Below are 20,450 nucleotides of genomic sequence, written 5' to 3'. Positions count from 1 at the left end.
AATGACAACAATTCTTTTAAATTCTCTTAGTTTTCTTATTACCATCTTAGCCGCGTTTTTCTTAAAAAAAGTCGGTGTGCTACGGCAAGAAGATGGACAACGTGTTTCAAAAATCATTGTTTTTATTACTTTACCTGCGACGATTATTGTTGGTGTTAACGGATTTCACGTCACTTTACTTACTTGGCTACTGTTGGGAATGGGTATATTTTGTAATGTTTTGCTCATTTTGGCAGGATTTGTAGTTGGTCGGCGAAAATCTGTCGTTGAACGTGGTTTTTATATGTTCAATCTCGGTGGCTATAATCTTGGAAACTTTACAATTCCTTTTGTGACGAGCTTTTTTCCTGCGGCGATTCCAGTTATTGCGATGTTTGATATGGGAAATTCTTTTATGGTGGCTGGAACGACACAGGCGATTGTGGAGACGACGAACCGAAAACAAAAACACGGTTTTGATTTGCGTGACCCTTTACGGATTTTGCTGAAAAGTCCGCCTTTTATTGTGTATATTGTGATGATTGTGTTGGCAGTTTTTCATTTGAAATTACCTGCTGGAGCTTTGGTTCCAGTGCATTTTCTGGCTTCTGGAAATTCGTTTTTGTCACTTTTTATGATTGGACTGTTTATGCAGATTTCGCTGAAAAAGGAAAATTTGGCAGTGATTGGTCGTGTTCTTTTATCTCGTTATCTGTTAGCTGGAATTTTGGCAGTTTTTGTTTATTTTCTCTTACCATTTCCTCATTTTGTGAAGCTTGTTCTCCTGTTAATCTTCTTTTGTCCGATTTCGTTTTTGACAACAATACAGGCAACTCAGTTTGGGGTGGATGAAGGAGCAGCAGGATTTGCAAGTAGTTTGTCAATGTTTATTTCATTGATTGTGATGAGTAGTATTGTTATCTTTTTATGAGAAATGTGTTAGAATTTATTTATAATATTTTCTACCATTTTGGTAGAAATGGATTTTGGATTGGAGAAATATGGCAAAATATAATGAAGCTCTCACATTGCGCTCAGGAATTACTTTAAAAAATCGTTTGATTATGGCACCGATGACGATTGTTTCGAGTTTTCATGATGGAGCGGTGACACAAGAAGAAATTGCGCACTATCAACGGCGCGCAAAGGGTGTGGCGGCAGTTATCACGGGAACGGCAAATGTGACAGATAATGGAAAAGGTTGGCCTGGCGAGTTAACGATTGCAACGGACAATGCCATTCCTAATTTGACAAAATTGACAGAGGCTGTTCATTCGCAAGGGGCAAAGGCGATTTTGCAGATTTTTCATGCTGGACGAATGACGCACGCGACAACGATTGGTGAGCAACCTGCATCTGCAAGTACTGTGGCTGCTGAAGTTCCTGATGCTGAGCTTCCTCGTGAGTTGACAAATGCTGAGATTTTGGAAATCATTGAAGCTTTTGGACAGGCAACACGACGTGCGATTGCGGCTGGTTTTGATGGTGTGGAAATTCATGGTGCAAATATGTATTTGATTCATCAATTTTTCAGTCCTCATTCTAATCGTCGGACGGACGCTTGGGGTGGTTCGCTTGAGAAACGTGCAGCTTTTCCTTTGGCTGTGGTCAAGCGCGTTTTGGCTGAGGTTAAGCAGGCTGAACGTCCATTTTTGGTGGGTTATCGTTTTTCACCAGTTGAAGGAACGACACCGGGGATTCGCTTAGAAGATACTTTTTATTTGTTGGAACAGTTGAAAACGCAGGAACTGGACTATTTGCACGTGTCTTTACGGCACTATGAGCGCAAATCAAATTCGCCTGATTTTCAGGAAAAATCTGAACTGGCTTATTTGCATGAAGCTTTAGCTGGTGCAATTCCGCTGATTGGTGTTGGTGGTGTACGCACGGGAAATGATGTGGATAATTTGCTCGAAAATGCTGAATTTTGTGCGATTGGACAACAACTTTTGATTGACCCTGAATTTCCTGTGAAAGTGCTGGAAAATCGTGCAGATGAGGCAGTCACAAAGTCATTTGCTGAGGGAATTTATGATGTGGAAATGTCCGAGCCAACACTGCGCTATCTGGAAAAACGTTATAACTAATTAGAAAATCTGTCAAAATTGGCAGATTTTTTTTGACAGACTAGGTAAACATACTAGCCTATCCGTATCTCCGCTTCGCTACGCTGTCCATTTGCTCTAAGTGACTAAAGTCACAAGACAAAATAGCAAGTGAGCAAGCTCACAACGGCTTTGCTATGTCAAAAATGTTTTTCTGTGGAAAAGTCTGCTGAGATAAGCTGTCAAAGATTTTAGTTATTCTTAAACTGTGGAAAAAATGTGTATTAGTTGTGAATAAACTGTGGAAAGTTTTTGACAAAGCCGTCAAAAACTTTTTGTCAAGAAAAGTTATCATAGAAAAATTAAATGTCAGCTTTGCAGAATTGTATTGCCAAAGTCTTGAAAATCAGCTGTTTAGGTCTATAATAGTTTTAATGTGAGTAACTTAGAAAAGTAGGGAAAATATGCCAGTTAAAATTGTCAAAAATCTGCCCGCTACCAAGATTTTACAAGAGGAAAATATTTTTGTGATGGATGATGAGCGCGCACAAAATCAGGGCATTCGTCCTATGAATTTGCTCATTGTCAATCTCATGCCACGCAAGCAGGCAACGGAAACTCAGATTTTGCGTCTTCTTTCTAACACACCTTTGCAGGTCAATGTGGATTTGCTTTACACGACGACACACGCAGTAAAAAACACGACACAAGGTCATCTGGACAGTTTTTATCGCTCTTTTGATGAGGTAAAGCTGGGCTATTATGACGGGATGATTGTGACTGGCGCGCCTGTGGAAACTTTGGAGTTTGAGGAAGTTGACTATTGGCAGGAACTTCTTGAGATTTTTGAGTGGAGCAAAACGCACGTCTATTCGACTTTGCATATCTGCTGGGGTGCTCAAGCAGGGCTTTATGCGCGTTATGGTGTGGATAAAGTGGAGCTGCCACAAAAGCTCGTTGGAATTTACAAAAATTCTGTGGAAAATCACAAACACGTCCTTTTTCGTGGCTTTGATGATAGCTTTACTTGCCCGCATTCACGTTATACCACGTCTGATGAGCAGGCAATTTCTCAGTTGACAGATTTTGAAATTTTGTCAAAAAGTGAGGAGACTGGCTTGTCTGTTGTGACGAAGAAAAATCTGCGTGAAGTTTATATTTTTGGACATTTGGAGTATGATAGAGATACATTAAATTGGGAATATCAGCGTGATAAATCAGCTGGAATCACTGTTGACAAGCCTGTCAATTATTTTCCAGAAGATGATGATAAGAAAAAACCTCAAATGACTTGGGCATCTGCCGCATCACTTTTCTTCTCAAATTGGCTTAACTATGCGGTTTATCAGAGAACGCCTTACGTTGCTGCGCGACTAAGTGAACATCCTGAAAGTGATTTTGATTTCAATTTGACCAATTTGACCAGCGCAGACAGTGCAATGTTGTAAAAAAATTTTTTGACATAGCAAAGCCGTTGTGAGCTTGCTCACTTGCTATTTTGTCTTGTGACTTTAGTCACTTAAAGCAAATGGACAGCGTAGCGAAGCGGAGATACGGATAGGCTAGTATATTTACCTAGTTCTGTCAAAAAATATATGAAACGAAATTAACGTTTTTGAGACCTAATTTTTTTGACAGAACTGTCAAAAAAATAATAGTAAGAATTAGAATAGGATAATAAATTTATGAGTAAATTAGATACCATTTTAGCTCATGCAGGAAATCACCGAGACGAAAAGACTGGCGCATTAGTCAGCCCTATTCATTTTTCTACCACCTATCAGCATCCAGAATTTGGCAAGTCAACAGGTTTTGATTATACCAGAACTAAAAATCCTACCAGAGCAAATTTGGAAGAAGCACTTGCTCAGATTGAAAATGGAAATTTTGCCCTCGCCACGAGTTCAGGAATGGCAGCGATTGTTCTCGCTTTAGAGATATTTCCAGTAGGGACAAAAGTCGTTGCCAGTCGCGATCTCTATGGAGGCAGTTTTCGCTGGTTCAATGAACAAGAAGAACAAGGCAAATTCTCATTTTCATATACAAATAATGAGAAAGAAATGATAGAAGCAATCACAGCAGATACAGATTTGGTTTATATTGAAACACCGACCAATCCGCTAATGATTGAAGTGGATATTAAAAAAATCGCTGAGATAGCGCATAAAAATGGTGCAAAAGTCATCGTAGATAACACTTTTTACACACCGATTTATCAACGACCGTTAGAGCTTGGAGCAGATATCGTTCTTCATTCTGCAACCAAATATCTTGGTGGACACAATGACGTTCTCGCAGGTGCTGTGATTGTGCGTGATGAGCAGCTTTACGAAAAATTATTGCAACATCTGAATACAACAGGCGCAACTCTATCCCCCTTTGACAGTTATCTCGTCATGCGAGGGATGAAAACATTGGCATTGCGAATGGAGCGAGCGACTGATAATGCGCGCAAAATCGTTGCTGCCTTAGAAAAAAATCCTCAAGTTAAAGAAGTTATCTATACAGGAAAAGGCGGCATGATTTCTTTCAAAATTGCAGATGAAAGCAAAATTCCAAACTTCTTAAATCACTTAAAAATCATCACATTTGCCGAGAGTTTGGGAGGAGTTGAAAGTCTTGTGACTTATCCCTCAACACAAACACACCATGATATTCCCGCTGAAATCCGTGCGAGTTACGGCTTAACAGATGATTTGCTCCGCTTATCTATTGGTATCGAAGCAGCAGAAGATTTAATTGCGGATTTGACACAAGCTCTTGAAAAATGAGAAAATAGAATAGCCTAATTAAGAAAAATGAAAAGTGAGTGAGAAAAATGACAAAATATGATTTTACCAACCAACCAAACCGCCTGAATCACCATTCTGTGAAATGGCAAGAAGTTGAGAAAGATGCAGAACGCCTGCCAATGTGGGTTGCAGATATGGACTTTGTTGCATTACCAGCGATTAAACAAACAATCCATGACTATGCAGACTATGACGTTTATGGTTATCCCTATGTCGCAGATGAGCTTCTCACAGCGATTAGTAATTGGGAAAGAACACAACATGATTATGCTTTTGACAAAGAAGCGATTGTCCTCGTAGAAGGTGTCGTACCAGCGATTGGTATTGCCATTCAAGCCTTTACTCAAGAAAATGATGCCGTTCTAATCAACACACCTGTCTATCCACCATTTGCCCGCACGACCAAACTCAATAAACGCAAACTTGTGGAAAATTCTCTCATAGAAAAAAATGGCGAATTTACGATTGATTTTGAACAATTTGAAAAAGATATTGTCGAAAATGATGTGAAAGTCTTTGTTCTTTGCAATCCTCACAATCCCGGAGGACGCGTGTGGCGCAAAGATGAACTCTTAAAAATCGGGGATATCTGCCAAAAACACAATGTTATCGTTGTTTCAGATGAAATTCATCAAGATTTGGTACTTTTTGGCAATCATCATTATAGTTTCAACACACTCTCACCAGAATTTAAGAATTTTGCCATTATTTTGACCTCAGCAACGAAAACTTTTAATATTGCAGGAACAAAATGCTCATTCACCATTATAGAAAACAAAGAATTACGTGAGAAATTTCTTAATACACGCTTAGCAAATAATCAACATGAAATCTCAACATTAGGATTGATGACGACACAAACAGCACTCACAGAAGGTAAAGAATGGTTGAAAGAACTCAAAGAAGTACTTGAAACAAATATTACTTATCTTGAAAAAGAATTGGCTGAAAAAACTCAAATTAAAGTCATGAAACCACAAGGAACTTACCTTGTTTGGCTAGATTTTTCAGCTTATGATTTAACAGATAAAGAACTTTATGAGAAAATTCACGACCAAGCAAAACTTATCTTAAATCAAGGCGGAAGTTTCGGAAAAGAAGGAAAAATGCACGCACGTTTCAATGTTGCTGCACCATTTGCCAATACCGAAGAAGCAGTCTCAAGACTTGTCAAAGTCTTCCACTAAAAAAATAAAATCATGAGAATTTCAAAACAAAATCCCATGATTTTTTAATTAAATGAGAAAAATGAAAATTAGACCTATCGAAACAAAAGATAATCAAGCACTTTATCAGCTGATACAGCAGATTTTAAAAGAAGAAAAACTTGATTTACCAGGTACAGCATACTATGATGCGTCGCTCGCAACATTATCGACATTTTATCATAGTGCAAAAAATGCAGAGTATTTTGTGTTAGTTGATGAAACAGATAAAGCAATTGGAGGTGTTGGTATTGCACCATTTTCTGGAGCTATCTGTGAATTGCAAAAGCTCTATGTTCTCCCAGCTTATCGCGGACAAGGCTATTCTAAAAAACTCTTGGAAACAGGACTTGACTTTGCTAAGAAATATTATCAGCAAATATATCTTGAAACACACAGTAGTCTAAGAACAGCATTAAAACTTTATGAGAACTATGATTTTAAAAATCTTTCAGCGCCTTTAAATGGCTCAGAACATTCAGCAATGGATAAGTGGTTATTAAGAGATTTATGAGAAAGAAAAAAGTTTATCCTAAGATAAACTTTTTTTAAATATCAAACAAACGACTCGCGTGTTCATGACTGGTATCAATGATGTGTACTTCGCGCTTTGTATCCACATCGTGTTGTTGCAAATAACCATCCATTGTCATATGAGCAAGTTCTTTAATGTTATTGTGTAAACTCAAATGTCCAAGAAAAATTCGTTTCGTCTGATTTCCTAAGACATTGAAAGCAACTTCAGCACCATCTTCGTTGGACAAATGTCCGCGGTCACTTAGGATACGTTGTTTTGTCGCCCAGGGATAAGGACCATTGCGAAGCATTTCGACTTCGTGATTACTTTCCATAAGGTAACCATCAGCGTTTTCTATTATTCCACGCATTCTATCATTGACATAACCTGTATCTGTCAGGAGGACAAAAGATTTGCCATCTTTCATGAAACGATAAAATTGCGGTGCGATTGCATCGTGACTCACACCGAAACTTTCGATATCAATATCGCCAAAAGTCAACGTTTTTCCCATCTCGAAGATATGTTTTTGCTCTGGAGCAATCTTACCGACCATATTTTTGCCGTCAATTTCGCTCCAAGTTTCAGCATTCGCATAAACTTCCATACCATATTTTCGAGCAAGAACTCCCATTCCTTTGATATGGTCACTGTGTTCATGGGTAATCAAGAGAGCATCAACATCATGAATATCACGACCGATTTCATCCATAAGGCTTTCTATTTTTTTCCCAGACAGTCCAGCATCAACAAGTATTTTCTTTTGTGGTGTTTCCACATAAAAAGAATTTCCTGTTGAACCAGAAGCTAAAATCGAATATTTAAATCCTGTATTTTCTATCATTTTTTCTCCACTTGCTCATCAAAATCCTCTAAATCCCAATCATCATCGTTTTCTTCATCTTCACTGTTAGAGTTGTAAGGAAGAGAAACGCTAAATGTTGTTCCCAAACCTTCACCGTCGGAGCTTGCAGAAACAGTTCCACCGTGAAGATTGATAATATCATAAACAAAAGACAAACCAAGTCCAGCACCACCAGTATTACTGTTACGTGCTTTATCCACACGATAAAAACGCTTGAAAATCTTTGGCAAATCTTCTTTTGGAATTCCCAAACCTTGGTCGGATATCGTTAAAATCACGTGATTATCCTGAACTTTCAAAGTCACACTAATATCTCCACCATCAGGAGAATATTTGATTGAATTACCGATGATATTATCAATCACACGTGTCATTTTATCTGTATCAATTTCTAGCCAGAGTGGATTTTCAGGCAATGAACGCACAATTCTAAAAGGTGTTTTCAATGATTTAGCAGTATCATTTTCAATAATTTTATCCCAACGATCTAATTGGAAGTTTAAAAAGGCGCTAATATTAATAATTTCCTTATTGAGAACAAGTCTATCTTGGTCCACACGTGAAAGAGTTAAGAGGTCAGAAATCATTCGAATCATGCGGTCTGTTTCATTAAGCGATACGCCAATAAAAGAAGTAGCGATTTCACGGTCATCAATCGCTCCATCTTCGAGAGCTTCTAAATAAGCTTTCACAGAAGTGAGCGGTGTGCGCAACTCATGTGAGACGTTCGAAACAAAAAGTTGTTGTTCGCGTTCTGATTTTTCCTGTTCAGTTGAATCGTGTAAAATCGCAATGATACCAGAAATAAAACCAGTTTCACTCCGAAAAAGGATGAAATTTGTTCTTAAAGAAATTGCTTCATTAGTAGCACTTGTCGTATCTAAAACAATTTCAGGTTCTTTTTCTAATAAATCATAAAAACTGTATTTATCTTCAATATCAAGAACTTGAACGATGTTTTGATTGTAAATATCATCTTCTTCACGCATATTGAGATAATGCAGAGCAGATTTATTTGCGAGAACGATTTTTCCGTGACGGTCGGTAGCAATGACACCATCAACCATGTAAGTTAAAATGCTATCAAGCTGATTACGTTGGCTTTCCAGACGATTTTGACTGTTGGATACATTTTTACCAAGCTGAAGAATTTTTGCATATAAAACAGTAAATTCATTGTGACCTTTTGGTCGCTCTAGCATTGAAAAATCGCCAGTAATAAAACCATCTACCTGTTCAGAAATCTTCCTAATCGACTGGGAAGGTTGTATCAGGATAAAAATGAGAATTGCCAACGAAGAAAAATAATAAAATAAAAAATTCCAAAGATCAGAAAAATTGTTCTGAAAATTTACGAGGAAATAAAAGACAAAAAGAAGTAGATGAACAACTACTCCTTTAAATAATAATGATCTAAAAAATTTAGTCATGTGGATTGCTCATGTAGTAGCCAACTCCGCGACGTGTTGAAACATATTGAGGACGACTTGGAGTATCTTCAACTTTTTCACGCAAACGACGTACTGTAACGTCAACTGTGCGGACATCGCCAAAGTAGTCATAGCCCCAAACAGTTTCAAGCAAAGCTTCACGTGTGATAACTTCGCCGATATGTTGGGCCAAGTAGTAGAGTAATTCAAATTCACGATGTGTCAAATCAAGTTGTTTATCGTATTTGTAAGCAGCATAATGTGTTGGGTTGATGCGAAGGTCGCCGATAATCAACTCTTTTTTACTGTTGCTCGTTGTTTCAACTGGAGTTGCAGAGATACGACGTAGATTTGCTTTGATACGTGCAAGTAACTCACGGTTTGAAAATGGTTTTGTAACGTAATCGTCAGCACCAAGTTCCAGCCCAATGACTTTATCAAATTCGCTATCTTTAGCAGAGACCATGATGATTGGAACTTCAGACGTTTTACGGATTTCACGTGCAACATCAAGACCATCAATTTTGGGTAACATCAAATCAAGCAAGATTAAGTCAGGATTGACTTCCTTGAATGATTCAAGAGCAGCTTCACCGTCAAAAGCGGTATAAACTTCAAAGCCCTCTTTGGTGAGGTTAAATTTGACAATGTCTGAGATTGGTTTTTCGTCGTCAACGACAAGTATTTTCTTCATTACGATTCCTTTCGAGAAGTTAAAGTTCTGTCACTATTATACACCTTTGTATTATTTTGTGCAATGAAAAAGCGTAATTTTTTAGAAAATTTACATCCGAGGCTTATTTAAGCCTGTCTTACGTTGCTATGACTAGCTTTAAAACAAGTTAATCGTTTTTTCGTTGCTGTGAAAAAAGTTGTTTTTTTGTATTGAAGATAAAAAATATTCTATTTTGAATATTTATTGTGGATAAATAATTGATAGAATAAAAATGAAAACGTGATAATTAATGGCAATTTTGCTATAATAGTAGCTATGAATGGAATTTTAATTTCTCTTGAAGGACCAGATGGTTCTGGAAAGACGTCACTTTTAAAAGAACTTGTCCCTGAACTTCAAACAATGAAACGAGAGATTTTGACAACGCGCGAACCTGGTGGTGTTAAGCTTGCCGAAGAAATTCGACAAATCATCTTGAAGCCTGAAAATACAGAAATTGATGCAAAAACAGAGATGCTCCTTTTTGCAGCTGCTCGCCGTTTGCATTTGCAGCTGAAAGTATTACCTGCGCTTCGTGAAGGAAAAGTGGTTATTATGGACCGTTTTATCGACTCATCTGTGGCTTATCAAGGATTTGGGCGAGAACTTGGGACGACTGTGGTTGACTGGCTCAATGATTTTGCAACAGATGGTATCAAGCCTGATTTGACTTTATATTTGGATATTGACACTGATGCTGCTTTGGAACGTATCATGAATAACCGTGCAGATGAGGTCAATCGTCTTGATTTGGAACGTGTGGAAATGCACAGGAAAGTGCGTCAGGGCTATCTAAAGATTGTCGAAGCAGAACCAGAGCGTTTTGTTAAGATAGATGCGAGTCAATCTCTTGATAAAGTAGTTGCAGAAGCAGTTAAGACAATCAAACAACGTTTTCCAGCTGAATTTTAATACTGACAAATTTGACAAAATAGTTTGTTCTAAGTGACAAAAGTCACAATATAAAATACTAAAGTCATAAGGGCTTTGCGGTATCAAAAATATTTTGATACAAAATCAATAAAAGCATTCAAAAAGAAAGGAATATCATGAAAATTGATGAAATTCAGTCAGAGATAGTTGCACAGTTTTCACGTATTCTGGAGCAGGATAAACTGAGTCATGCTTATCTGTTGGCTGGTGGATTTGGTGGTTTAGAATTGGCGATTTGGCTGAGTCAAGCGATTTTTTGTGAACATCCTGTGAATGGTTTACCTGATGAAAGTTGTCGAACCTGTCGCTTGGTGGCAAGTTTTGATTTTGCAGATTTGCATTTTGTTGAACCGGAAGGGCAAACGATAAAAACAGCACAGATACGCGAAGTGACAACGGTTTTTAATGAATCTGGCTACGAAAGTAGTAAAAAAGTTGTGATTATTCGCTCAGCTGAAAAAATGCATCCGAATGCAGCAAATGCTTTGCTAAAATCAATCGAAGAGCCCACAAGTGAGAGTCATATTTTTCTTTTAACAGAAAATGAAAATCAAATTTTGGCTACGATAAAATCTCGAACACAGATTGTTCATTTGCCTAAAAATACGCGCTATCTTCAAGATTTTTTGGAGAAAAATGGTGTTTTAACGACACAAGCGGAGTTACTTAGTCAGATTTGTACCTCGACAGATGAGGCTTTGAAGTTGGCTCAGAGTAGCTGGTATGTTGAGGGGCAAAAAAAATTACAGCAGTTTGTGAAATTGCTTCAGACGAACTCTGATGAAAGTTTTCTTTATTTGTCAACATTAACGGAGAATTTTGATGATAAAGAAAAACAACAAGTTGCGTTTAACGTACTTTTACAGCTTTTAAATCAAGAAAATCTAATGAAAAAAATTCAAAAAACTTTTCGAGCAATAAAAATGTGGCAGAGCAATGTTCAGTTTGAAGCTTGCCTTGACACGATTGTGCTAGAAATGGAAAAATAAGGTGACAGCAATGATTTATGAAATTAAATTTGAGCATGGCGAACAAAATCTTTTTGCGGAAAGTGAACTTGTTTTAGCACCACAAGTGGATGTGATTATTCGTTCGGAAAAAGGACTAAATTATGGTCGGGTTTTCCGAAGTTTTGCTGAAGATACGAATATTGAGACTGAAATCAAAATTGCGCGGGAGGCTTCTATTGAAGATTTTCGCTTGATTGAGAATTTAAAAAAACAGTCTCAAGAAGCAAAAGTACTGATACGTGAGGCAGTGATAGCTAATGATTTAGATATGAAAATCATTGAAGTGGCTTTTAATCTTGATAAAACGCAACTTTTTATTTCGTTTACAGCGGATAATCGGGTGGATTTTCGTGCTTTGCTTCGTGAGCTGGCTTCTATTTTCAGAACAAGGATTGAATTGCGGCAGATTGGTACGCGAGATGCGTCCAAGATTTATGGTGGAATTGGTCCTTGTGGTCGTCCGCTTTGCTGCTCGGAGTTTATCTATGAATTTCCAAATGTTTCGATAAAAATGGCTAAAAATCAGACTTTATCGCTCAAACAAAGTAAACTTAATGGACTTTGTGGACGTTTGATGTGCTGTTTGACTTATGAAGATGACTTTTATCGTGAGGCGCAACAGAGATTTCCTGATTTTGGACAATGGTTGGAAATGGAAGAAGGACGCGGACGAGTGATTGGGTTGAATATTTTAGGAAATAAAGTCAAGCTGAGATTTGAAGATTATAGTAAAGAATTCGATATTTCAGAAATTGAGGAAAGTGATGACAGATAAAAATAAAATTTTTGAAGAATTAAATCAGCTAGAAAACGCATTGACGACAACATTAGAACAGGTTTCAGCAATAAAAAAAGAATTAGAAAGTTCATTGACCGAAAATGTGACTTTGCGCATGGAAATCGAAAAATTGCGTGACCGTTTGTCGGAGTTGGAACATAAAGAACCAACAAAATCACAGCCAAATTCAAATCTGATTACGATTTATGATGATGGATTTCATATTTGTACGAATTTTTATGGACAGCGTAGAGAGCTTGATGAACCTTGCGCTTTTTGCACGGAGTTACTTTATAGATGAATTTACAACGGAGTTTTAAAGGGGAAAAAACGGCTGGTACGCTGTTTTTAGTGCCGACACCGATTGGCAATATGCAGGATATGACTTTGCGCAGTCTTGAAATGCTGAAAAGTGTGGATTTGATTGCTTCAGAAGATACGAGAAATACGCAAAAATTGCTCAATCATTTTGAGATAAAAGTACCACAGGAGAGTTTTCACGAGCATAATTCTTATGAAAAAATTCCGAAATTACTGGATTTTTTGAGTTCTGGGAAGTCGATTGCGCAGGTTTCTGATGCGGGAATGCCGAGTATTTCGGATCCTGGTCATGATTTGGTGGTTGAGGCGATTAAGCGAGAGATTGATGTGGTGGCTTTGCCGGGCGCGTCTGCTGGGATTACGGCGCTGATTGCTTCTGGGCTGGTACCGCAACCGCACATTTTTTATGGCTTTTTGCCGAGAAAAGCTGGTGAGCAGAAGAAGTTTTTGCTATCAAAGGTGACTTATCCTGAGACGCAAATTTTCTATGAAAATCCTTTTCGTGTGGCAGATACTTTGAAAAATATCACTGAGATTTATGGGGATAGAGAGATTGTGCTTGTTCGCGAATTGACGAAAATCTATGAAGAATATCGGCGTGGGCGGATTTCGGAGGTGCTTGAGTCGCTTGCTGAGCAGCCGATAAAAGGCGAATGTTTGATGATTGTTTCTGGGGCTGATGAGATGCAAATTAAGGTAGATGAACCTGACTTGGCTCCTGTTGAAGCAGTTAAATCGCTGATTGGCAATGGCGTGAAGCCAAATGTGGCGATTAAGCAGATTGCGAAAGAACGTGGTTTGGCGCGGCAAGAACTTTATAATGATTATCATGAAATTGAGTAGTTGTTCTACTCTTTTTTTGTGTAAGCTTTGGAAAATTTTATTTTTGTGATAAGATTTTTTTATGGTGCTAATATTTAGTTTGTGTTAAGATAGATGATATCAAAAGATTTCATTGTTTTAGAATTAAGGAGATTAAATATGAATAAAAATATTAAAAAAATCGTTAGTTTATCTACGTTAGCTTTGGCGAGTGCGACTGTATTGAGCCTTGCAAATACTCAAACAGCACAAGCCAGCACAAAAAAGCCAAAGACAATCACAGTTGCTATTTCATCGGATTCAAATCCTTATGAATATATGAAAGATGGTAAGTTGACTGGTTTTGAATATGATATTTTGCATAAGGCTGATAAGGATTTGAAACAATATAAGTTTAAATATCAAGTTTATGATGATTCAGCTTTGCTTTCTGCTTTGGATGGTGGACGTGCGCAGATTGCGGCAAATAATTTCGGTAAAACAAAAGCGCGTGCTGAGAAATATCTTTTCAGTTATCCAACGGCTGAGGGAATCAATGCGATTTTCTCTAGTAAGAAAGAAGATATCACAAAAATTACGCAACTTGCTGGCAAGAAAACGGAAATTCCAACTGGGACAAACTATGGCGATATTTTGACGACTTGGAATGAAAAACACCCATCAAAGAAAATTACGGTGACTTATAGTCAACGTGCGCTTGCAGACCGTTTGGAAGGCATTTCTAGTGGACAGCTTGATTTCTTGTTTGCTTCAAAATCTGCGGCTGAAAATCTTGTGAAAACACATGCAATTACTGGTGTAGTTGACCATATTCCAACGGATTTGAATAAGTATCCAAGTTTTAAGACTTATGAATATTTTGTACTTGATAATTCACAAACAAAATTGCAAAAGGCTTTGAACAAGGAAGTGAAGAAGTTTGCTAAAGATGGTTATTTGAAGAAATTGTCCGAAAAATATTTCGGGGACAATCAAGTGCCTGAAGCGAGCCAATTTAAGACAAAATAAACTGAAAAAACTCTTGTCAAAATTTAAGACAGGAGTTTTTTTGATGTCAATATTTTTGACAGAACTGTCAAAAATATTTTTGGCGCAAGGTACTTTTGACAGAATTGTCAAAGTGGTAAACCTTGCAACATTGTTGGATTTGAACCCAAAGGTAAGGTTGCTAGGAGAATTTTTGGAAATTCTGTGTAGAAGCTTACCATTTTTGGCGACAATTTTTGTTGGACAGCGAGCGGACGAAAAGTGACTTCCATGCGATGTACGACATTTGGGAAATAAGTGCCAGCTTCAAAAAGTGTTTTTGCTTTTTGGAGATACTCTTTTTCGCTTTCAAAAACGTCGTTGTCATTGAGCAATCCATTCAATTTGTCGATGAATTTCTGTTCTTTTTTTGAAAATTTAACTTTTTTAGGTTTTCCAAACATAGTGATCTCCTTGTTTTAAATTTACGTTTATTTCGTATTTTCTAAAAAAATACTTTTGACAGTTCTGTCAAAAAAATTTAACAGTGTCCTTCAACATTTTCATTAATCCAACATGAATTTTTTTCGTCAAAAATTCTGAGTGCACTGTCAGCATTGACAAAATCAATGATTGCTTCACGTGATAGACCTGTCAAATCAACTGCGGCAGCAATCGTCACGATTTCCATATCCATCATTTTTTGACGCAATGTTTCTAATTTATTTTCCATGAAATCATTATACTCTATTTCTCAAAATTTTGCTTTTCTAATTTCTAAAATAGTAAAATAATTTTTGACAGAACTGTCAAAAAATAAAATAGCAGAACAGAGCCATTTGTCAGCATAAAATATCAAATTTTTGATAAAAAAGTTCAAAAAAATTGCCGAAAAATGGAACAATAACTTGATTTTCATGAACAAATTTTATAAAATTGTTCAGTACGCTTGCGTACGTCAAAACGACAATATTGTGAAAAATGAGTAAATGCCACATAGTGTCGTAGAGAATTGCTTTTGATCTAGCTCAAAAGGTCAGTACCAAACTGATTTCTCAGCCAGTCGCAGAGAACAATTTTACAGGAGAATTTTCTAAAAATGAATATAAATAAAATGGGAACAGGAAGTGCCCACTCAAAATTGATTTTGATTGGTGAGCATTCTGTCGTTTATGGTCAACCAGCCATAGCTCTTCCCGTGAAAATCTTGAAAACAACCGTAACAATTTCGCCAATCCGAACAGGACAATTTATTGAAGATAATGAATCCCGTCGTCGCCTGAACCTCATGGGAGATGAATTTGAAGGTGTGCGTCAACTCATTTTGCGCCTTCTTGCAAAATTTCATGTCCCACATTTGAACTTTTCCTTAGAAATTGACTCAAACATTCCACAAGGCCGTGGATTAGGCGCATCAGCAGCTCTTGCAACGGCGATAACACGAGCATTTTATGATTTCTTTGAGACAGACTTATCAAATGAAGAACTGCTCTATTATGCAAATTTTTCCGAAAATATCACGCACGGACGCGCTTCAGGAATTGATGTCGCCACAGTAAATTCTGAAAAACCACTTTGGTTTATTAAAGGCGAAGCAGTCAATCCATTTGAACTCAATCTATCAGGATTCCTTGTCATTGGCGATACAGGAGTGCACGGATTTACCGCACAAGCTATCAGCATCGTTCAAGAAAAACTTGCCGAAGAAAAAGAAATAACAGAAGTAGGAATAGAAGAACTCGGAGAACTTTCAAAAGGCTCAAAAAATTTCTTGATGACCAATAAAATGACAGAACTTGGAAAAACGATGACCAAAGCACACAGTATCCTTCAAACACTTGGCGTTTCTCATCCTCGTTTAGATACTCTTGTCGAAACTGCCTTAAAAAATGGCGCATTAGGAGCAAAATTGACGGGTTCAGGACTTGGCGGAGTCATGGTCGCACTTGCCCAGACAGAAAAAGATGCCATTCGAATCAGTCAAAAATTACTAAAAAGTGGTGCAAAAAACACGTGGATATATTCATTCTAATAAAATCAAGAACGGCGCAAGCCGTTTTTTTATTAAAATAATTGAGTGTCAATAGCAATTTTCTCAATCTCGTAGCCAAACCATGAAGTCTAATAACACGAAACTTTTTAGCTATGTTATAATAAATCTATGACAACTATCGCAACAGCAAAGGCGCACACGAATATTGCGCTGATTAAATATTGGGGAAAAAAAGTCCCAGCACTCAACATTCCAACGACCAGCAGTTTGTCGATGACTTTGGATAAATTTTATACGACAACATCTGCAGAGTTTTCAGACGAAGCAAGCGATACATTGATTTTGAACGCTACAAATACAGACAGTACTCGCGTTAGCAAGTTTTTAGACAGCTTACGTGATTATTATGGCGATTTTCCAAAAGTACGTGTTCGTTCTGAAAATCATGTTCCAACAGCAGCAGGATTGGCATCATCAGCATCGAGCTTTTCAGCCTTGACAGGAGCAATGTTTCAGCTTCTGGAGCTACCAAAAGATGAAAGAGAAATGTCGCGCGCAGCAAGACGAGGTTCAGGCTCCGCATCACGTTCGATTTTTGGAAATTTTGCCTTATGGAACATGGGAAATGATGACAAAAGTTCTTATGCAGAGAGTTTTTATGACGAAGATATCAACTTATCAATGATTGTTGCCGAGATTTCTAGTAGTCAAAAAAAGATGTCATCTACTTTGGGAATGCAACTGGCGCAGACAGCACCAACATATAGCGCATGGGTTGAAAAATCAGCCCAACAACTCGAAGAAATGAAACAAGCAATCATCACTCATGATATTGAAAAAATCGGTCTGATTGCCCAAGATAATGCTCTTGGAATGCACGAACAAAATCGACAATGCACACAACCTTTCGACTATTTCACAGAGCAAACACGTGCTGTGATTGACTTTACAGAACGTTGTTACCGTTCAGGACTTCTCGCTTTTGTGACAATAGATGCAGGACCAAATGTAAAAATAATCACAGATAAAACAACAGAAAAAGAATTATTAGCAAAATTTCGCAGAGAATTTCCAGAAATTTCCTTTGAAGTAGCACACGCTGGTGGAGGCTTAAAATATGTCTAAAGAAGTGACAGTAAAGCTCCCCGGCAAGCTTTTTATCGCTGGTGAATATGCTGTAACCAGGCCCGAACATTTAGCGCTTGTGACGACGATTGAGACGGATTTTCAAGTTCATATAGCTGAAAGTCAAGAAAAAAGTACTCTTCACACTAATGTCAATATGCAAGATGAACATTTTCAACTCTCAGAACTAGGCACTTTTCAGCCCAAAGACGAACAGTGGTTCCTGAGTTTAGAAGTTTTGAAAATTATATTGAAAAAATGTGGAAAAGAATCTTTTTCAAGCGAAATTGCACTGACGATTGAGAGTGATTTGGGCGCTGGCGAACAGAAAAAAGGTTATGGTTCAAGTGCTGCGGTAGCTGTTGGCGTGACGGAAGCTCTAAACACGTATTTTTCGCTTGGACTGACGGCTTTTGAGCGTTATCAAATTGCAGGAAAAGCACATTTTCAAATTCAGGGAAATGGCTCACTTGGTGATGTGGCGGCGATTAGTTTTGGTGGCAGTATTTTCTACAAATCAGGAAAGAATCCAATCTGGGAAGAGGCAAAAATTCTCGCTGTGGATATTCCGTGGACGGTTTACGTAGCACAAACTGGAAAGGCAGCAAAAACGTCTGAAAAGCTCGAAATTACATTGCCTGATACATTTTTTGAGCAATCTGATGAATTAGTGATTGAGAGCGCAACAGCTATTGATATGCGTGATTTTGATTTATTTAAAGAAAAATTATTGGAAAATCAGTTGCTGCTTATTCAAAATATTCCTGAGGGCTACATGACGCAGAAACTTGCGTTAGTGCTGACATTAGTCAATCAACATGAGAATCTCGTTGGCAAGATTTCTGGTGCAGGATTTGGGGAAAATGTACTTATTTTTGCCAAATCAGAAGAAAACATTGCCGAACTAAAAAATGAATGTGAGAAAAATGGGATTGTTCTTATCAAAGCAACAATTTCACAAGAGAAAATATGACAGAAAAAGAAATTCATCAACATCGTAAAGATGAACATTTATCTTTAGCCGTAAAATATTGGAAAAAAGGTTTGGAAACACCGTCAGGATTGGGATTTCAAGATTTACGACTTGTACCACAAGCCTTGCCAGAAATTGCGCTGAATGAAGTCGATTTATCTGTGCCAATTTTTGGTGGAAGATTTGATTTTCCATTTTATATTGAAGCGATGACGGGCGGTTCTGCGCATGGCGATAAGCTCAATGAACAGCTTGCTGAGATTGCCGCCAATCAACATCTTGCACTGGCTGTGGGTTCGCAGTCGATTGCTCTGAAGTTTCCAGAACTTGCAGCAGGCTTTGCGCGGGTACGAGAAATCAATCCGACAGGCTTTATTTTTGCGAATATTGGCGCAGGACATGGGCTGGAGCAGGCAAAGCGCGCTGTTGATATGTTGAAGGCAAATGCGCTGGAAATTCATATCAATACGGCACAAGAGCTGACAATGAAAGAAAATGAAGGTGACCGGAGTTTTTATTGGCTCGAAAATATCCATGAAATCGCTGAAAAACTAGATGTACCGGTTATTGTCAAAGAAGTTGGTTTTGGAATATCTCGTGGAATTTTTGAGCAACTCAAGCAAACAGCTGTTTCTGCGGTTAATGTTGGTGGGAAATCTGGTACAGATTTTGCTTGGATTGAGCATCAACGTGGTGGCGATTTTGAGTTGATTGGTCATGGTTTTACAACTGTTGAAAGTTTGCTGGAAGCTCAATTTGCGAAAACGCAACTTCCTGTGATTGCGACAGGTGGTATTCGTTGCGCAGAGGATGTTTTCAAGTCACAGATTTTGGGTGCGATATTGGTAAGCTCTGCAGGTTTTATTTTACAAAACTTGATACAAGATGGACCAGACAAAGTTGAGCAGATTTTGGAAAATTGGAAGTCTGATTTGACAAAATTTTACACACTTTTTGGCGTGAAAAATTTGACAGAACTGTCAAAAATTGAAACACTGTATTCAGCTGATATGAGAGCATTTATTGAACAAAGAAATTTTTGACAAAACTAGATAAACATACTAGCCTATCCGTAAGTGAGCAAGCTCATAACGGCTTTGCTATGTCAAAAAATTTTTTATGAGAAAAGTCTGACAAATTCTTTAAGCAAATTATTTTACGTTCTCCTGATTTTCTAATATAATGAGATTAGAGTTAAAAATAAGCAAAAGTTTCTATACTTTTGTCATTTACGAGGAGAAAATCATGACATACACACTTCCTGAATTACCTTACGCTTATGATGCTTTAGAGCCATTTTTTGATGAAGAAACAATGCGCTTGCATCACGATAAACACCATAATACTTACGTAACAAATCTTAATGCAGCTATCGAAAAACATCCAGAACTTTTTGACAAAACTGTCAAAGAACTCGTTGCTGATTTGGCAAATGTGCCAGAAGATATTCGTGGCGCTGTCCGTAACAATGGTGGCGGACATTTAAATCACAGTCAATTTTGGCTCTGGCTCCGTCCAAACACAGACGGTTCATCCAATCATGCAGATGCTGAGATTGGAGATGCGATTGCAAAAGAATTTGGCAATTTTGAAGCTTTCAAAGCTGAATTCAAAGCAGCAGCCACAGGACGATTTGGTTCAGGCTGGGCTTGGCTCGTTGTGGACAAAGACGGCAAATTAAAAATCACTTCAACGGCAAATCAAGACAATCCAATCACAGATGGCTTAACGCCTGTTCTTGGACTTGATGTTTGGGAACACGCTTATTATCTTAAATATCGCAACGTACGTCCTGACTACATTGAAGCCTTCTTTAATCTTGTCAATTGGGACAAAGTCAACGAACTTTACGCAGCAGCAACAAAATAAAATAAAAATCTGTCAAAATGACAGATTTTTATTTTTGACAGAGTTGTCAAAAATATTTTTCAGTAAAAATGTCCCTCTAAAGTAAAAGCCAGTTACGCAAGCTGACTTTTTT

Annotated in this window: 22 protein-coding genes; 17 read left to right on the top strand and 5 right to left on the bottom strand. The window is 37.7% G+C overall.

Going from position 1 to position 20,450, the window contains the following annotated elements; genetic code table 11:
• Position 1: 1 nt before the first annotated feature.
• The 6 genes from KJS36_RS01910 to KJS36_RS01885 all read left to right on the top strand — a co-directional run bounded on the left by KJS36_RS01910 (position 2) and on the right by KJS36_RS01885 (position 6,535).
• Entirely contained in the window at positions 2 to 910 is a 909-nt protein-coding gene (locus KJS36_RS01910) for an AEC family transporter (RefSeq protein WP_213533777.1), read from the top strand.
• Between the two features lie 70 nt (positions 911 to 980).
• The gene (locus tag KJS36_RS01905) at positions 981 to 2,066 is read left to right on the top strand and encodes an NADH-dependent flavin oxidoreductase (RefSeq protein ID WP_213533775.1); all 1,086 of its coding nucleotides are present in this window, start codon (positions 981 to 983) and stop codon (positions 2,064 to 2,066) included.
• Between the two features lie 422 nt (positions 2,067 to 2,488).
• Positions 2,489 to 3,472: a homoserine O-acetyltransferase MetA gene (gene metA / locus KJS36_RS01900; RefSeq protein ID WP_213533772.1), complete on the top strand. Its 984-nt coding sequence runs from the start codon at positions 2,489 to 2,491 to the stop codon at positions 3,470 to 3,472.
• A gap of 237 nt (positions 3,473 to 3,709) precedes the next feature.
• Complete coding sequence (locus tag KJS36_RS01895; RefSeq protein WP_213533770.1) at positions 3,710 to 4,795, top strand: cystathionine gamma-synthase; 1,086 nt, start codon at positions 3,710 to 3,712, stop codon at positions 4,793 to 4,795.
• A gap of 47 nt (positions 4,796 to 4,842) precedes the next feature.
• Complete coding sequence (locus KJS36_RS01890; RefSeq protein ID WP_213533769.1) at positions 4,843 to 6,003, top strand: MalY/PatB family protein; 1,161 nt, start codon at positions 4,843 to 4,845, stop codon at positions 6,001 to 6,003.
• A 61-nt stretch (positions 6,004 to 6,064) separates the two neighbouring features.
• A complete protein-coding gene (locus KJS36_RS01885; RefSeq protein WP_213533766.1) occupies positions 6,065 to 6,535 on the top strand; it encodes a GNAT family N-acetyltransferase in 471 nt (156 codons plus the stop codon).
• Positions 6,536 to 6,569: 34 nt separating this feature from the next.
• Here KJS36_RS01885 and KJS36_RS01880 read toward each other — a convergent pair whose 3' ends face one another.
• The 3 genes from KJS36_RS01880 to yycF are packed head-to-tail and all read right to left on the bottom strand — an operon-like array spanning position 6,570 to position 9,527.
• Positions 6,570 to 7,382: an MBL fold metallo-hydrolase gene (locus KJS36_RS01880; RefSeq protein ID WP_213533764.1), complete on the bottom strand. Its 813-nt coding sequence runs from the start codon at positions 7,380 to 7,382 to the stop codon at positions 6,570 to 6,572.
• Positions 7,379 to 8,833 carry an ATP-binding protein gene (locus KJS36_RS01875; RefSeq protein ID WP_213533762.1) on the bottom strand — a complete coding sequence of 485 codons (1,455 nt, stop codon included), beginning with the start codon at positions 8,831 to 8,833 and terminating at the stop codon, positions 7,379 to 7,381. The genes KJS36_RS01880 and KJS36_RS01875 overlap by 4 nt, the downstream gene beginning before the upstream one ends.
• Complete coding sequence (yycF, locus tag KJS36_RS01870) at positions 8,826 to 9,527, bottom strand: response regulator YycF (protein ID WP_213533760.1); 702 nt, start codon at positions 9,525 to 9,527, stop codon at positions 8,826 to 8,828. The genes KJS36_RS01875 and yycF overlap by 8 nt, the downstream gene beginning before the upstream one ends.
• 297 nt (positions 9,528 to 9,824) lie before the next feature.
• On the opposite strand from yycF, the gene tmk reads away from it, so the two are divergent.
• From tmk to KJS36_RS01840, 6 genes are all read left to right on the top strand, one after another.
• Positions 9,825 to 10,460 carry a dTMP kinase gene (gene tmk / locus KJS36_RS01865; protein WP_213533758.1) on the top strand — a complete coding sequence of 212 codons (636 nt, stop codon included), beginning with the start codon at positions 9,825 to 9,827 and terminating at the stop codon, positions 10,458 to 10,460.
• 137 nt (positions 10,461 to 10,597) lie between these two features.
• A complete protein-coding gene (locus tag KJS36_RS01860; protein WP_213533756.1) occupies positions 10,598 to 11,470 on the top strand; it encodes a DNA polymerase III subunit delta' in 873 nt (290 codons plus the stop codon).
• 10 nt (positions 11,471 to 11,480) lie between these two features.
• Entirely contained in the window at positions 11,481 to 12,266 is a 786-nt protein-coding gene (ricT, locus tag KJS36_RS01855) for a regulatory iron-sulfur-containing complex subunit RicT (protein ID WP_213533754.1), read from the top strand.
• Positions 12,256 to 12,570 carry a DNA replication initiation control protein YabA gene (locus tag KJS36_RS01850; protein ID WP_213533752.1) on the top strand — a complete coding sequence of 105 codons (315 nt, stop codon included), beginning with the start codon at positions 12,256 to 12,258 and terminating at the stop codon, positions 12,568 to 12,570. Before ricT ends, KJS36_RS01850 begins: the two co-directional genes overlap by 11 nt.
• Complete coding sequence (gene rsmI / locus KJS36_RS01845; RefSeq protein ID WP_213533750.1) at positions 12,567 to 13,433, top strand: 16S rRNA (cytidine(1402)-2'-O)-methyltransferase; 867 nt, start codon at positions 12,567 to 12,569, stop codon at positions 13,431 to 13,433. Before KJS36_RS01850 ends, rsmI begins: the two co-directional genes overlap by 4 nt.
• A 138-nt stretch (positions 13,434 to 13,571) precedes the next feature.
• Positions 13,572 to 14,420, top strand: coding sequence for a transporter substrate-binding domain-containing protein (locus KJS36_RS01840; RefSeq protein ID WP_213533748.1), 849 nt, complete (start codon positions 13,572 to 13,574; stop codon positions 14,418 to 14,420).
• A gap of 107 nt (positions 14,421 to 14,527) precedes the next feature.
• Here the strand turns inward: KJS36_RS01840 and KJS36_RS01835 are convergent, their stop codons facing one another.
• Together KJS36_RS01835 and KJS36_RS01830 are read right to left on the bottom strand one after the other, a co-directional pair.
• A complete protein-coding gene (locus KJS36_RS01835; protein WP_213533746.1) occupies positions 14,528 to 14,842 on the bottom strand; it encodes a bacteriocin immunity family protein in 315 nt (104 codons plus the stop codon).
• A 77-nt stretch (positions 14,843 to 14,919) separates the two neighbouring features.
• Positions 14,920 to 15,111 (bottom strand): hypothetical protein, encoded by a 192-nt coding sequence (locus KJS36_RS01830; RefSeq protein WP_213533744.1) that lies wholly within the window; start codon positions 15,109 to 15,111, stop codon positions 14,920 to 14,922.
• 366 nt (positions 15,112 to 15,477) lie between these two features.
• Between KJS36_RS01830 and mvk the strand changes: the two genes are divergently transcribed.
• The 5 genes from mvk (at position 15,478) to KJS36_RS01805 (ending at position 20,338) form a co-directional block, all read left to right on the top strand.
• On the top strand, positions 15,478 to 16,410 hold the full coding sequence (gene mvk / locus KJS36_RS01825) for a mevalonate kinase (protein WP_213533742.1): 933 nt from the start codon (positions 15,478 to 15,480) through the stop codon (positions 16,408 to 16,410).
• Positions 16,411 to 16,539: 129 nt separating this feature from the next.
• Entirely contained in the window at positions 16,540 to 17,496 is a 957-nt protein-coding gene (mvaD, locus tag KJS36_RS01820) for a diphosphomevalonate decarboxylase (RefSeq protein WP_213533740.1), read from the top strand.
• Positions 17,489 to 18,469, top strand: coding sequence for a mevalonate kinase family protein (locus KJS36_RS01815; RefSeq protein WP_213533738.1), 981 nt, complete (start codon positions 17,489 to 17,491; stop codon positions 18,467 to 18,469). The genes mvaD and KJS36_RS01815 overlap by 8 nt, the downstream gene beginning before the upstream one ends.
• Entirely contained in the window at positions 18,466 to 19,512 is a 1,047-nt protein-coding gene (gene fni / locus KJS36_RS01810) for a type 2 isopentenyl-diphosphate Delta-isomerase (protein ID WP_213533736.1), read from the top strand. Before KJS36_RS01815 ends, fni begins: the two co-directional genes overlap by 4 nt.
• A gap of 202 nt (positions 19,513 to 19,714) precedes the next feature.
• Entirely contained in the window at positions 19,715 to 20,338 is a 624-nt protein-coding gene (locus KJS36_RS01805; protein ID WP_213533734.1) for a superoxide dismutase, read from the top strand.
• Positions 20,339 to 20,450 lie beyond the last annotated feature (112 nt).

This window comes from Lactococcus nasutitermitis, assembly GCF_018403765.1.
GTDB classification, from domain to species: domain Bacteria; phylum Bacillota; class Bacilli; order Lactobacillales; family Streptococcaceae; genus Lactococcus; species Lactococcus nasutitermitis.
The sequence above is the reverse complement of the archived record's forward strand: the minus strand, read 5'-3'. Positions and strand labels throughout refer to the sequence as shown.

Coding starts and splice junctions, on each gene's coding strand:
- KJS36_RS01895 (WP_213533770.1), top strand. CDS start 3,710: ATGAGTAAATTAGATACCATTTTAGCTCATGCAGGAAATCACCGAGAC.
- rsmI (WP_213533750.1), top strand. CDS start 12,567: ATGAATTTACAACGGAGTTTTAAAGGGGAAAAAACGGCTGGTACGCTG.
- KJS36_RS01830 (WP_213533744.1), bottom strand. CDS start 15,111: ATGGAAAATAAATTAGAAACATTGCGTCAAAAAATGATGGATATGGAA.
- KJS36_RS01850 (WP_213533752.1), top strand. CDS start 12,256: ATGACAGATAAAAATAAAATTTTTGAAGAATTAAATCAGCTAGAAAAC.
- KJS36_RS01880 (WP_213533764.1), bottom strand. CDS start 7,382: ATGATAGAAAATACAGGATTTAAATATTCGATTTTAGCTTCTGGTTCA.
- KJS36_RS01910 (WP_213533777.1), top strand. CDS start 2: ATGACAACAATTCTTTTAAATTCTCTTAGTTTTCTTATTACCATCTTA.
- yycF (WP_213533760.1), bottom strand. CDS start 9,527: ATGAAGAAAATACTTGTCGTTGACGACGAAAAACCAATCTCAGACATT.
- KJS36_RS01805 (WP_213533734.1), top strand. CDS start 19,715: ATGACATACACACTTCCTGAATTACCTTACGCTTATGATGCTTTAGAG.
- KJS36_RS01890 (WP_213533769.1), top strand. CDS start 4,843: ATGACAAAATATGATTTTACCAACCAACCAAACCGCCTGAATCACCAT.
- metA (WP_213533772.1), top strand. CDS start 2,489: ATGCCAGTTAAAATTGTCAAAAATCTGCCCGCTACCAAGATTTTACAA.
- KJS36_RS01885 (WP_213533766.1), top strand. CDS start 6,065: ATGAAAATTAGACCTATCGAAACAAAAGATAATCAAGCACTTTATCAG.
- ricT (WP_213533754.1), top strand. CDS start 11,481: ATGATTTATGAAATTAAATTTGAGCATGGCGAACAAAATCTTTTTGCG.
- KJS36_RS01875 (WP_213533762.1), bottom strand. CDS start 8,833: ATGACTAAATTTTTTAGATCATTATTATTTAAAGGAGTAGTTGTTCAT.
- KJS36_RS01860 (WP_213533756.1), top strand. CDS start 10,598: ATGAAAATTGATGAAATTCAGTCAGAGATAGTTGCACAGTTTTCACGT.
- tmk (WP_213533758.1), top strand. CDS start 9,825: ATGAATGGAATTTTAATTTCTCTTGAAGGACCAGATGGTTCTGGAAAG.
- KJS36_RS01905 (WP_213533775.1), top strand. CDS start 981: ATGGCAAAATATAATGAAGCTCTCACATTGCGCTCAGGAATTACTTTA.
- mvaD (WP_213533740.1), top strand. CDS start 16,540: ATGACAACTATCGCAACAGCAAAGGCGCACACGAATATTGCGCTGATT.
- KJS36_RS01835 (WP_213533746.1), bottom strand. CDS start 14,842: ATGTTTGGAAAACCTAAAAAAGTTAAATTTTCAAAAAAAGAACAGAAA.
- KJS36_RS01840 (WP_213533748.1), top strand. CDS start 13,572: ATGAATAAAAATATTAAAAAAATCGTTAGTTTATCTACGTTAGCTTTG.
- KJS36_RS01815 (WP_213533738.1), top strand. CDS start 17,489: ATGTCTAAAGAAGTGACAGTAAAGCTCCCCGGCAAGCTTTTTATCGCT.
- fni (WP_213533736.1), top strand. CDS start 18,466: ATGACAGAAAAAGAAATTCATCAACATCGTAAAGATGAACATTTATCT.
- mvk (WP_213533742.1), top strand. CDS start 15,478: ATGAATATAAATAAAATGGGAACAGGAAGTGCCCACTCAAAATTGATT.